Raw genomic sequence first — 12,136 nt, forward strand, 5'->3', positions numbered from 1 at the left:
TTAATACATCATGCGTTGAATGATTTGGCTACAAATATAGTTCGACTGTAACTGTTTACCTGCTGAGTTAGGATGAAGTCCATCGCGCAAGAATGTTCCCGCATCTGGATCAGATGGGTTTTGTTTCCATATTTCAAGCTCTTTGATAATCCCTGAATTACTATATTGATCAATAACATTGAAACAATAACGTTTAGCCATTTTGACTAAATTTTCATTCATGTTTTTACGTGCGACTGTTTCTTCATCAGCCCGCTGCAAGGGGTTACAGTAAAAGCATACAGCGTTAGGAAATGCCAATTTTAATGACCATAATGCCCAACGCATCGCCTCTAGTGTCAATGCACGATTAAGATCAGTTAGCGAGGTTTTGCTCATTGCTGTATCAAAGTCACCGGTGTTAACACCAGCATCATTAGTGCCGCAGGCCATCACGATAATTTCAGGAACATAACCGCTATTAATTAACCAATTCACCTGATTCGACATAACTTGCCAAGTTAATTGACCTGAATACTCACGAAACGCAGCTCCACTTCTTGCCGTGTTTCGTAAGTCTGCCATTTTTAATTGATCAAAAGCATAAGTAACCCAATTCTCGTACCAGTTATGACTGTCAAATATTTGATTATCTACATCTGAAGTTACTGTAATGGAATCACCAAGAGTCGCCACTCTTCTATTATATGCACGTGATACTTGTGAAGATGAACCTGTACCACTCCCTTTTATCAACTCAATTCCATTAATAGATGACACACCAGCTTTATATGGCTCATATGCCGAAGCAGTAGGCCCTTTCTCAATTTGGGTACTGCTGGTATCTAATACAGTTGCACTCCTTTGTAGCAAACTGATTTGAATATATTTTGCATTAGATGGAATTGTTATGGTGTGAGTGGTATTAGGATTTGGAACCTGTCCACGACTTATGTAAACCTTATTTTCATCAAGGAAACGATAATAGCGAGGAATTTCTGGGTTCGGCTGTAGTCCACTAAGAGTAATATTTTGAACACCACCAACATTAATTAGATCTGTAGTGACACTTTGAGCTTGAGGCAATAAAGATCCATCATTATAAACTTCAATACCCATTAAAAGAGTACTGGAATTAAGCATGTTTTTAGCTAACGCATCATAACCTAGCTTTAATTCTGTCTGTTTAATGTGTGTGCCATGAATACCCAAAATATCGCCACGACTAAATGCAGAAAATGGAGTAATTACGCTTCCGTATTCAATTTGGGCAGTCGAAATGTTTAATGGATCTGGGTTCCGCTGTTTGATTGAAAGTTGAAACCATTCAGCATTAGCGGGAACTGTCAGAACTTTCTGGTTTACCGCCCCGATATTTGAAACCGCACCGACCACATTCTCATCTTTATCTAAAAATCGATACAAACGAGCAATTTGAGTGTTAGTTTGCAAACCTGAAATCGCAATTGAGGTTGCACCGCGAACATCAATATATTCAGTAGTAACACTGTTGGCTTCAGCAATGACACCATTCGTACTATGAATTTCAAACCCTACTAATAAATTGCTTGGATCAAGCACATTCTTAGATTTAGAACCATATATAGGACGAGTTAGGGTTTTAATAATTGACTTTATTGAAGCAGTAATTGAAGTGGTTAAAACACTATCATCAGAAAAATATTTCCAAGTGGTCCAAGTATTATCAGCTAAACATAGTGTCATAGCCATTGCGTTAGCATTTGGGCAAATTACTAGTTGAGCTACTACAACCGACGAAACAGGGAAAACAATTACATGGCCCCATTGGTTGGTAAAGTTCGGGCGATTAGCGCTGTTATTCCAAACAGTCCCATCTATAAATGTATAGATTCCTAAAGATTTAAATGTACGAAAATCGGTAGCTGTATTTACTACAGTAGGTTTAATAAATTTATTAGCATTAAATGCATCTAAACCAACCACATTATCTAAAAACTGTTTTAGTGCAGTTTTAAAACCTTCTTCAGTAACAGCGGATCCTGTCAACTGATCAATATTAGGTAAAGCCATCTTATAGCCCCATAAAAAAAGCCCCGCTAAATGCAGGGCTTTGGTTAAAGATAAATATGTTTAAACAGAAGTTTCAGGAACTGGTACAAATGGCGCACCACGAAAGCGAGCACGGTTATTAAATCGATTCGTACAAGTATCAAGGCGCTTATCACAACCAGGATAAACACGAATGGCTTCACCTATTTCAGGCATGTCTAATAGAGGTAAAGTAAGAAGCAATGCACCAGCCTCATGCAAACGTACGGTACGTTTAATACCGATATTTGCACCCTCTAAAAACTCTACAACCCCTTGCGTAAACCATCCTTGTGGCTGACTCAACTCACATATGATTCGGTTAGGTGTGCTATTTACGCCAATAGTGGTATTTATGGCGAAATCAGAATTGAGTAAGCCACATGCGCTATCAAACAATGTATTTAAGCAGCCGGGCGTATATAAGTTTCTCGGCATCTGAAGCTTTAAGTTATCAACGTCAGAAACTACACTTGCGTTAATTTCATAGCGATCGAGCTCAGGCTCAACAATACGACCTTCAAATAAAACTAACGTGCCGGCACTGGTGTCAGTTGGTGTGTACATATCCATAAATATACGTTCCAACTTAAACCGTGCGCCGTCTAATATACCGTTGTGAAAAGCCTGAGCTACAGGCACATCGCCGAATTTGGTACTTTCATTGGTTTCAATCGTGATAGATAAATTGTCCACCTCAATCCCCAAAGAAAGGCTAATTCCATCTCGGCTAATGACTGGACCATCAGCACGAAATTCCTTGCCCTGAACAATTAAATTAACGTCATAGCTTGTATAGCGATACTCAATACCTTGAATAGTCGTGATAGTGTACAGATCGGCCATAATGAACTGATCAGCATCTAACAAAGCTATAAGTTGTGGTGATGCTTGTCTCATATCTTTGTACCTAACGATCCAATTAACTCGACTTTTCCAGCCTTCCAGAGCTTATGCATAAAGTTGACGTATTGTTGCGTGTCATCTTTAAAACGGCATCGATAGTAATAGGTGCCGGTGATGTTCAATTCGATACCTGCTTCGACTGGCTGGGAAAGAATATATTTTCCATCAGCAGTAATTTGTGCAGTAGCTGTATTCCACATACGTTTAGATGTATTCGTATCCCACATCGATTTAACAGGTGTTTGGTTCCACATATTCGGATCTACAGCAACCACCGTCTGCTCTTCGGTGTTGCCTAGTGGCAAAGGTGTGTCGTACATCAATTTGTAGAGCTGGTAAATAGTTGTGGCACCATCCCCAACAAATGAACAATCAAACTGATTGTCGTCTGGTAACTTATAAAGAAATGAATCAAACGCCCCACGGCGTTCTAAATAAAAACCTTGTAGTTGCTGCAATTCTTTTCTCCCCTTATTTTCCCGCAAGAATGCGTAAGACAACGAGATTTCATATTTCGGTATGGCCTGAAAGCTTGCACGAAGCTCTCGGCCATTAATGGATGTCATGATCTTTGTATTGAACATGGGGGTAATTGATGTATCCCATTCAAGACCGGGTAACTCTGGAAATAAAACGTTAGACACTTATACCCCCTTATTTACCATTCTTACCGAATCCACGAGCGTAACTATTCAAACCATTAGCGACCGCACGACCATTTTTCTTTAATAAACGCTCAATACTTTTTGCATCAACTGCGCTGATATGAATACTCGGCCCACCTCCACCACCTTCAGCCGCTGCGGCTGCTCCAAAACTAGCACCACTACGCATAGCTTTACCCATTTCACGGATTGTATTTGCATGTTGTGAAGGTAAAACCATTTCGTCTTCATGAAGCTGTGTAACAGGGTTCACACCGGATGGAATGTCGTAACCGCCTCGAGCAGATTTGATCTTGCCGGCTAAGCCAGCAACTAAGCCGAACGCCGCAGCACCGGCACCCACGGCGAGAACTGGACCAATATAAGGAATAGAAACCATGGCTTTAAATGCGCCCGCCATCGCCTCCCAAGCTGACATCATGATGCCTTTGACAGCTTCAGCAGCTTTTAAACCTAAACGAGTTAAACCACCTGCAGCAGTAACACCAGTTCGTGTTGCTTCACCTGCGATCGTTGCCCCCGTTTGAGCCGCTTGACCAGTAGCTTCAGCCGCCGTTTCAGCACCAACGAAACCAAGCTTTCGAGCTAACTTAATCGCTTGGATTCTGAGCCAGCCTTGGAGCTCCTTAGTAGCCGATTGCAATGCAAATGCCCCCATGTCAGCAAGTACCGCTTTAGTTGCGTTACTCCATGTCAGTGTGCCATTCATTAAAGATTGAATGCCTTGATCCCAAAGATTAGAAAGTCGAGAAGTGAAGCCGCCAAACTTATCCTCAAAATCCTTCATTTCTGCGTCACTGATTAGGCCCATAGACTTAGTATCAGCAACACCTTGGTCAGTCTCTAAGTCCGAAATGTTGTTTGTGATTTGGTTTTGATTGCCCTGTTTTCCAGTGATTCCTGTTTGCTCGTTCTCAAGTGCTAGACGCTCTAAAAGACCTTGCCGCTTAATTTCACGTAATTGATCTTCGAGCTGCTTCTCTAATTGAACTTTGCGAACATTCGATATTTTCTTGGCATCATATTCAGCCTGAATTCGTGCCGCCTCAATTTCATATAGGCGCTGTGCTTGCTGTTGATAATTTTCTATCTGTTCTTCACGAGCTTTTTTGTATTCCTCAAACTCTTTTAAACGGATAGTAATGATCTTGTCTGAAGCATCCTTTTCAGCTTTAACCTTTGCAGCAGCTTTTTCATCGGCAGTCATCTTAGATTTTTCAATCTCATCTAATGCCTTTTGAAGATCTAAAGCGACTTTCTTTTCTTCAGATGCATATTTATACCGAATATCAGCAAGTGCTTTAGCTGCCTGTTCAGCTTGACGCACAGCATCGGATTTGCCCTGTTTTGACTTATCTGATTTACCACCATCAGGATTGAGTGCCTTATTTTGTCCGATACCAGAAGTAACCCCTTTACTGCCACCTCTGCTACCAAGTTGAGCATTTTGGATATCTATTTTTGCTTGAGATAAACGATCAAATGAGGGTGTACCACTAAAGATACTGGATGCTGAGTTAATTGCGGCTTTGGTGGTACCGGCAATATCAACAACGGTATCTTTGGTTTCAGTCCAGATTGCCTTAACTCCACCAGCCAGAGCCTTACCTTTAGCCAGAATCCCATCCGCATTTACAAAGTTTACAGCAGTACTTCCAATGGTCCTTAGGTTACTCATCACACCAGACATTAAACGCACAAGATTTTGCAACCCAGCTCCAAGCCCAACAATAACAACCGCTACGCCTTTGGCAACTGAGCCTAACGCCTGAATAACACCTGTAAAAGCTCCACCTTTTGTGGTGCCATTCATAAAATGGCTAATAACACCGCTTAAAGCGGGCATCACTGCTTGAGCCAATTGATTTTTTAAACCAGCGTACTGCATTTGAAGTACTTCGGTTTGTGCCTTCAATTCAATGGACTTTTGTATTGCCTCATCACCAGTAATAATCCCTGCTTCTTCCATCGCTGACTGGTATTCTTTCCAAAGCTTACCGCCATCCTGCAAAATAGGAATCATAGCTGTAAGATCAGATCCCATACTTTCTAAATAAAATGACATTTGCTGCTGGTTGACTCCAGCTTCTTCCAGCTTATCAACATACGTTTGTAATGCCTCCACGCCATCCATCTTGGACATTTCTTCTGCAAGCTTTTTCGCACCTGCCGCACCACCTTCTGTTTTAACGGCAATTTGCTCAAAAAAGTCCATTGCACCACCAGAACCTACAGATGCAAATTCTCCAAGTTTTTCATTGAAGTCTTTCATCATGTCTGAGACTTTTTCTTGGGAAAACCCTAAAGTTTGGGCTGCGCCAGATAATCCCTGAAATGTTTGTATCGAAGTATTCGCCAGAGCTGAAAATCTTGCGAGTTCAACATTATTATTTGCAACTTCAATCGCTAGCGTCGCCATACCTGCAGCAGCTACTGCTGCTCCTCCCACAGCTAAACCCGCAACTGCCCCAGCCGCAACCAGTGCACCGCCACGTAGAACTCCTAACTTGGAAGCAATACCATCAAATGCTGAACCTATTTTTGAACCGCCGAATGCTTCACTAATTTGGTTACTAAATCCTTCTGAGATAGACTTAGAAACATCATCGAACTGTTGCTTAACACTTGAAAGGTCAAATTTAAATTTAACCCCTTTGGTAGAATTTTCAATTTGTTTGGCAGAAGCAGAAACAATTTTTTCTGCATCATCCATGCCTTTTTTAAGCTCGGATGTTTTCGCACCCACATGTACTTCTACGCGATTGTTACTTGCCATACGAACCTCTTAGGCATTAAAAAACCACCCGAAGGTGGTCTAGTTGAATTAAAAAGCACTGGAAGATGCTATATATTTTATGAATCTGGAAATACTGCGTTCTTAAATAGATTTATGCTTTTCGCCTTTTTGTTTATTTCAATTTTTTCAAGGATCACACCCATCTTCTCGTCATGACTTCTTTTGTGAAAAATTTCAATCTTTTCTGCTTTCTTAAAATCTTCAAATGCAGGGTAAACAGTATTGTTAAAAAAATAAGGCTTTAATTGTTTATTATCGACTTTATAAGCCACAACGGCATTCTTTAATTCATTAACTCGGTAATCATCACCGTAACTCTTAGCTTCCTTAAGAGCAAAATTCCTCTCAACTAACCATAAATTTTCTAAATTGATTTGATAACCACTACTGACATAATCCACCCTAATATTTGGATATTTATAGTTCCCAGCTGTGAATAACGGAATAGCTCCTCTATTCTCATAAACTTCCTTGAATGGCCCACTGTCAAACTTTGCATAGGCTTCATCTTTAAATAATTTATATATTCTATTTAGATCATCTGCCTTAATAAATAATTCATTGCCGTTATATGCGACTTCATAATCTGGGCATTTAAATTTATATTTCTTTTGATTAGAGGTAATAAAATCACCCAAAACAACTTCACGTGAAGAATTTGGAAATTCTGCAATGGTTTTATATTTGGCAAAAATATAAACTTTGTCATTCACACCAGATATTTCAATTTTAACATTGTTGCAATTTACTCCCTCAATTATTGGTAAATCTTCCCCATAAACAAAACTGTTAAATAATCCCAATACACCTATTAATAACATCTTTTTCATGATTTCACCGATTGTTATAAATTAAGAGTAATTTAACAAACCAATTACATTTTGTCATACCAAGTTAAATCAGGGCAGCCTTAACCACCCTGTGGGAAACCTTCCAAAACTTCCAGCATATCGACTTCGTCATCATCTGAGATGGTGATTGCTGGGCTTGTCTCTTCAATTCCAGCGAAAGCTTCTAAGATACGGCAAAGACGCTGTATTCCAATATGTGCGGGAGGGTTACTTTGCTGATATGCACTTAGTGCTCTCAATCTAGGCAGATCCATTTCATCACGAACATAGTCATAATCTTTACCCATGGTTAGCACTAAATGCGTGTACAGCTCCTCCCAGTTTATTCCCCCGAAGATTCACCTGCTGGTTTACCTGAACCTGTATATTCCAAACCTGAGGTCTTTGTTACTATTGATAATACCTCTTCCATGTTACCCATATCTAAGAGCTCATCAGAAACATATTCACGGGTAATATCTGGATAATTCCGCTTTAAACAAACATGAGCCATATCCACAATTACAGATGTCGGAACATTGTTTGAGCTTAATTGTTCTTGGAAACGCTCAATCGTACCCAATGGTGCCGGAGCAAAAATCCAAGTCTGGCCAGCAATTTCTTTACTATTACCACGCGGGTTTTCAACTTGCTTAAATTGCATTTGGTATTACTCCGATAAATCGATTTTGAAAACACGGTTAAGGTCATCAGCCATAGGCTGGAATTCAAACTCAGGAATGTCGTAATCGTCCTGTTTTGAACTAAACCCAAGCTTGTTACTGGTACAGCGGTAAAAATTCATCTGCATGAATTTACCCTTGTAATCCCGCTGAAGATCTAAGGCAAACTCAGGGGTATAGCCCATATCTAAGTTAGATACAGTGATTGACTTTCCACCTGCGACCGTTGCGGAATAACGGAAGCTAATAAAAACTATCTTCCCTACATCGGCAGTAGCAAATGTATACGCACCTGTTGCGTTATCCACGCTGTATTGCCCTGTCGTTGGTGCTGAAGCTACACGCTTAAGTGGAATTGCCTTCCCATCTGTAACACCCAAATCCTTTACAAAAGTGCCAGCATTAGGAACTACAGGTGTAACCAATCCACCCGCTAGAATAGTTTCACCATTAATTGTTTGGGATACTGTCTCGATTCCACCTTCAGCAACAACGCCACCGAAGAAAATAGAATTGAGTAATGTTCCGTTAATACGGCCGAACGATGCTTTACCTTTAATAGATCCTTTACCACGTGCAGCATCTACGGCGAACTGTCCACGACCAAAGAGTTCTTTTAAATCGAAACTAATGTCGACACCTACCGACTGCAATACCCCTACTTCTACAGGTGTGGGATTACTAATCGGCTGTCCATAAACATCTTGAATCGGTGTAGCAAAGATTTTGCCGGCACCAAATAAATATTGAGCCATTTATTTTGACCTCTCTAAAATGACAAAACCGCCATCGAGGCGGTCATAAAATGAATGTTTTGTTAATTGGTTGTGAGGATCCGGATAGGAATAATGGCAATCGCCTGATCATCCAGCATGTTTTCTACTGCTTCATATACTTCAACTGTGCCTTCGATCCAGCAATGTTCCACCAAACCACCCAAGGTTTGATATTCGCTAAATTCTGGATGGTCTGGCTGAATAGCTTCACGTACACGATCGATGAAAATATTCATCTGTGATGATGGGGGTTTAGCGCTATCGGCCTCATGGATATAGAGATAGACCTCGGCAGCAAGTTCAACTTTTGAATCTAAACCATGTACCGGCACTTCTTGCTGATTGCCTTGTGTAATAAACATGGCTGGGCGTTGTTCTGCTGTGACATGGTTAAAGTGACGTAAACGGCGACTAACCGTAATCAAACCTTCTACCCTTGTACTTAATCGATCAAACAATGCTTGATAGATTGCTTCACTATCCACCTGCTATACCTCGCTGAATTGCTGCATCAATATTTTTCGGCACAATCTTGGACACAATATCCAATGAATCACGCATGAATCGTAACTCTCTAAAACGAACATTCCTTGAATGAGCCTTAATATTGACTTGAACTGGAGATATAGGACGGCCAAAAGCTTGCTTAATTGTTCTTAGATGGGCTTTCACCCCCATAGAGCCATTTAAACCAAACTCATGAGCAAAAGCATAAGGCACTAGAGCGCCACCAGCTCCCACCGTCCCCTCTATCGAATCTTTATCCTCATCCACTTTAGATGAAACGGAACCACGCAAGCGGCCAGACTGTACATTAAGCCGTTGACCACTCAACATATCTTCCTGAACAATCCGCTGTAAGCGCAAAGTAAGAGCGTTAATCGTGCGTCTTACTTCAAACCTAATGCGATCATTCATCTCATCAAAGTTGACTCGAGTCTCAACACGATTATCACTCATGGCCTATTACTCTTTAGCAGAGGCCGCCGATTTCTTTGGCTCAACCACATCAATGTAACGCTCAAAACCTAGAGGCTTTAACATATTAATAATGTCGTCCTCAGATTCTAAAACACCATTTTTGATATCTAGGTTTTGACCTGCAATAACGATTTTTGATGGCTTATAGCCTTCGGGTGCCTGATATTTAAAAGGCATGGGAATCTCCTATACGACAAAAGAACCAACACCTAAGCGATTAGGGTTTGTGCCTTCATCATCAATTGGAATTGAATTTTTTAAAGCAAGATAGCGCTGACCATACATACTTAGATCATAGAAAGCTTCTTTCGATGATCTGGAATAACTCACGCTTTGACCCGCAATTGTCATACTCGAGGCGGTACCAAAAGCGGCACCATTGCCGCTTGCGGTACCTACTTTAAGAATATGTGCTGCATATAGACCTACAGCACGTTCCTTTAATGCCCCGAACTCAATTTGAGACACAACTAAATTCGCTTCTTCTAAGGCATCCTGAATTTTTGCATCAGATAAATTGACTAAGGCTGTATCAGTCGCGAACTTCTCGCGAAACGTTTGTACGTCCATAGGCCCGCCTTATTCCTTAGCTTGAGCTAACTTAGCTTGTAACTGCTCAAGTGTTTCATCTTCACTGAAGGTTACTTCAAGCGCTGCAAGTTCAGCTTTCACTGTGGCCAAAGCTGCTTCATCTGCTGCCTTAGCGGCGTCATTGGCTGCATCTGTTTGCTTACCTCCTTTGCCACTAGTTTTACCCGCGGCTTTTGGCTCATCATCTGGAATTTCCTGAATATCAAGATCACCAGATTCAACAAGATGCTTGGCAAATTTATTCTTTTGCAGTTCCTTATGCTGAGCTGCTTCAAGCGCAACGGCGATTCCTGCTGGCAAAGTTGCTACACCTGCAAAAACAAAAGCGGCATTAGAGCCGCTGTATGTGTATGAATATTTAGCCATGTGGTTTTAATCCTTATGCATGGTCAAAGTAACGAAGCGAATCAACACGCTTCAGCCAAACGCCTTGGTATTTGTAGTGACCTGGCACAAGCACATCTAAGCCCTTTGGTTGCGCTGTCAAGAATTCAACGCTGTTACCTTTAAACTGGATGCATGACGGATCACGACGATAGATGATGGAGCGGTCAGCACCAGCTGTACCTTTGCCATTACCACGACCAGAACCACGGATGGTTAATGGTTTGCCTTGAGTAGCGAAAATATTCTTTTCTGTTACCCAGTCAAGGAAAGTCTTACCACCCGAGTCAGCGACAATACGGTTAGCAAGATTCGAATATTGATTCGATGCAAGGATGTAGGTATCAGGTTCAATCGATGCATCACCATCAAACTGATTTGTTGCATCTGCAAGCGATTTATTGAAGTCCGAAAGGACCTGTTCGATTGTTGCAGTAGCCCAGTTGTATTGCGCCGTCACTACCGTTACGCCAGTCTGGTTGAGGAAGCCGTTTACCTGAGTGAGCTGACCACTTGCATTGGCTGTGGTGTAGCCATACCAAGCCACATTCGACATGTGTTTTTCAGCAGCCAAGTTTGCAGCCTGAACTTTGTCAGCTTCAAGTGCAAGGTTCATTGCCTGAGCTGTCGCCAACTCTACAATGGAATATTGGTAACCAATCGTGCCGACTTTCACAGGTAACTGCACAGTGTCATATTCCACTTCTGCAAGAGGGATATCATCACCAGTGCCTGAATGGTCCTTACCAATACCAACACCTTTTTTACGTGACAGGATTTCACCACCCCCAAATGCAGCCTGCACATTGGTTACCGGAATGAATTTGGCATAGTCCAGAACTTGTTGAAGCTGTGGAGTGATTTCGTTTTGCTCTTCAATCTTAATGAAAAGCTGTGCCAATGCATCCATATTGAATGCATCACCTACCTGTGCCTGAATGGCGTATGAAATCGGCGTTAAGCGTGCTTTCATTTTTACTAATTTGCTCATGTTCTATTACGCTCCACGAAGATTAAGAAGGGCCAAACCATCTGCACCAGTTACAGATTCCCATACTGCACCTGGTAGTAATGTTCCGTCAGTAGCGGCATTTGAAAGTGAACCCAACGGCGCTGCTGTGGTACCGTTTGCAGTTTTCACATAAACAGCAGCAGTAATGTCTGTGATTGGTGCAGTAGGTTTAACCCAAATCGCACCTTCAAACATTACTGGCAATATGTCAGCAGCCTTATAAGCTTCTTTCCCAGCCGATGTTTTGCCAGTCTTGCCCACGCCGTGTCGTACAACCACACCAAAACGGGTTGGTGTAGCACCAGTAACTGCCGTTACAGATTTGCCATCAGTCGTGCGTACCACCACATCGCCGTCATTGACTAAAGTTGTGCCTGAAAGCGGTAATGACAGTACAACTTCTTTGGCAGTTAAACGGCCACGCTGACCAACTACCGCATTTAATTGCTGAACCATGGTTCA

Annotated in this window: 15 protein-coding genes; all 15 read right to left on the bottom strand. The window is 41.6% G+C overall.

Annotated features, from left to right (window positions below; translation table 11 throughout):
- Positions 1-2,031, bottom strand: a complete 2,031-nt coding sequence (locus AC2117_RS13305; RefSeq protein WP_133974718.1) for a GDSL-type esterase/lipase family protein — start codon at positions 2,029-2,031, stop codon at positions 1-3.
- Positions 2,032-2,091: 60 nt separating this feature from the next.
- Positions 2,092-2,949 (bottom strand): DUF2163 domain-containing protein, encoded by an 858-nt coding sequence (locus tag AC2117_RS13310; protein WP_133974720.1) that lies wholly within the window; start codon positions 2,947-2,949, stop codon positions 2,092-2,094.
- On the bottom strand, positions 2,946-3,599 hold the full coding sequence (locus tag AC2117_RS13315) for a DUF2460 domain-containing protein (protein ID WP_133974722.1): 654 nt from the start codon (positions 3,597-3,599) through the stop codon (positions 2,946-2,948). Before AC2117_RS13315 ends, AC2117_RS13310 begins: the two co-directional genes overlap by 4 nt.
- A gap of 10 nt (positions 3,600-3,609) precedes the next feature.
- Positions 3,610-6,396 (bottom strand): phage tail protein, encoded by a 2,787-nt coding sequence (locus tag AC2117_RS13320; RefSeq protein WP_133974724.1) that lies wholly within the window; start codon positions 6,394-6,396, stop codon positions 3,610-3,612.
- 77 nt (positions 6,397-6,473) lie between these two features.
- Entirely contained in the window at positions 6,474-7,247 is a 774-nt protein-coding gene (locus AC2117_RS13325; protein WP_133974726.1) for a hypothetical protein, read from the bottom strand.
- Positions 7,248-7,327: 80 nt separating this feature from the next.
- Complete coding sequence (locus tag AC2117_RS13330; protein ID WP_171459093.1) at positions 7,328-7,555, bottom strand: hypothetical protein; 228 nt, start codon at positions 7,553-7,555, stop codon at positions 7,328-7,330.
- Between the two features lie 35 nt (positions 7,556-7,590).
- On the bottom strand, positions 7,591-7,911 hold the full coding sequence (locus tag AC2117_RS13335) for a hypothetical protein (protein ID WP_133974730.1): 321 nt from the start codon (positions 7,909-7,911) through the stop codon (positions 7,591-7,593).
- Between the two features lie 6 nt (positions 7,912-7,917).
- Positions 7,918-8,685 (bottom strand): hypothetical protein, encoded by a 768-nt coding sequence (locus AC2117_RS13340; RefSeq protein WP_133974732.1) that lies wholly within the window; start codon positions 8,683-8,685, stop codon positions 7,918-7,920.
- Positions 8,686-8,747: 62 nt separating this feature from the next.
- Positions 8,748-9,191 (bottom strand): hypothetical protein, encoded by a 444-nt coding sequence (locus tag AC2117_RS13345; RefSeq protein ID WP_133974734.1) that lies wholly within the window; start codon positions 9,189-9,191, stop codon positions 8,748-8,750.
- Complete coding sequence (locus AC2117_RS13350; protein WP_133974736.1) at positions 9,184-9,666, bottom strand: hypothetical protein; 483 nt, start codon at positions 9,664-9,666, stop codon at positions 9,184-9,186. Before AC2117_RS13350 ends, AC2117_RS13345 begins: the two co-directional genes overlap by 8 nt.
- Positions 9,667-9,672: 6 nt before the next feature.
- Positions 9,673-9,864 carry a hypothetical protein gene (locus tag AC2117_RS13355; RefSeq protein ID WP_133974738.1) on the bottom strand — a complete coding sequence of 64 codons (192 nt, stop codon included), beginning with the start codon at positions 9,862-9,864 and terminating at the stop codon, positions 9,673-9,675.
- A 9-nt stretch (positions 9,865-9,873) separates the two neighbouring features.
- Positions 9,874-10,257: a DUF4054 domain-containing protein gene (locus AC2117_RS13360; protein ID WP_133974740.1), complete on the bottom strand. Its 384-nt coding sequence runs from the start codon at positions 10,255-10,257 to the stop codon at positions 9,874-9,876.
- A 9-nt stretch (positions 10,258-10,266) separates the two neighbouring features.
- On the bottom strand, positions 10,267-10,644 hold the full coding sequence (locus AC2117_RS13365; protein WP_133974742.1) for a hypothetical protein: 378 nt from the start codon (positions 10,642-10,644) through the stop codon (positions 10,267-10,269).
- Between the two features lie 13 nt (positions 10,645-10,657).
- Positions 10,658-11,653 (bottom strand): DUF2184 domain-containing protein, encoded by a 996-nt coding sequence (locus AC2117_RS13370; protein ID WP_133974744.1) that lies wholly within the window; start codon positions 11,651-11,653, stop codon positions 10,658-10,660.
- 6 nt (positions 11,654-11,659) lie between these two features.
- Entirely contained in the window at positions 11,660-12,130 is a 471-nt protein-coding gene (locus AC2117_RS13375; protein WP_133974746.1) for a hypothetical protein, read from the bottom strand.
- Positions 12,131-12,136 lie beyond the last annotated feature (6 nt).

Origin of the sequence: Acinetobacter calcoaceticus (assembly GCF_900520355.1) — a bacterium.
In the GTDB taxonomy this organism is placed as follows: Bacteria; Pseudomonadota; Gammaproteobacteria; order Pseudomonadales; family Moraxellaceae; genus Acinetobacter; species Acinetobacter calcoaceticus_C.

Bases quoted from the DNA above. Each gene is read 5' to 3' on its own strand.
- AC2117_RS13360 (WP_133974740.1), bottom strand. From the start codon at position 10,257: ATGGACGTACAAACGTTTCGCGAGAAGTTCGCGACTGATACAGCCTTA.
- AC2117_RS13370 (WP_133974744.1), bottom strand. From the start codon at position 11,653: ATGAGCAAATTAGTAAAAATGAAAGCACGCTTAACGCCGATTTCATAC.
- AC2117_RS13375 (WP_133974746.1), bottom strand. From the start codon at position 12,130: ATGGTTCAGCAATTAAATGCGGTAGTTGGTCAGCGTGGCCGTTTAACT.
- AC2117_RS13350 (WP_133974736.1), bottom strand. From the start codon at position 9,666: ATGAGTGATAATCGTGTTGAGACTCGAGTCAACTTTGATGAGATGAAT.
- AC2117_RS13325 (WP_133974726.1), bottom strand. From the start codon at position 7,247: ATGAAAAAGATGTTATTAATAGGTGTATTGGGATTATTTAACAGTTTT.
- AC2117_RS13335 (WP_133974730.1), bottom strand. From the start codon at position 7,911: ATGCAATTTAAGCAAGTTGAAAACCCGCGTGGTAATAGTAAAGAAATT.
- AC2117_RS13355 (WP_133974738.1), bottom strand. From the start codon at position 9,864: ATGCCTTTTAAATATCAGGCACCCGAAGGCTATAAGCCATCAAAAATC.
- AC2117_RS13310 (WP_133974720.1), bottom strand. From the start codon at position 2,949: ATGAGACAAGCATCACCACAACTTATAGCTTTGTTAGATGCTGATCAG.
- AC2117_RS13320 (WP_133974724.1), bottom strand. From the start codon at position 6,396: ATGGCAAGTAACAATCGCGTAGAAGTACATGTGGGTGCGAAAACATCC.
- AC2117_RS13330 (WP_171459093.1), bottom strand. From the start codon at position 7,555: ATGGGTAAAGATTATGACTATGTTCGTGATGAAATGGATCTGCCTAGA.
- AC2117_RS13305 (WP_133974718.1), bottom strand. From the start codon at position 2,031: ATGGCTTTACCTAATATTGATCAGTTGACAGGATCCGCTGTTACTGAA.
- AC2117_RS13365 (WP_133974742.1), bottom strand. From the start codon at position 10,644: ATGGCTAAATATTCATACACATACAGCGGCTCTAATGCCGCTTTTGTT.
- AC2117_RS13340 (WP_133974732.1), bottom strand. From the start codon at position 8,685: ATGGCTCAATATTTATTTGGTGCCGGCAAAATCTTTGCTACACCGATT.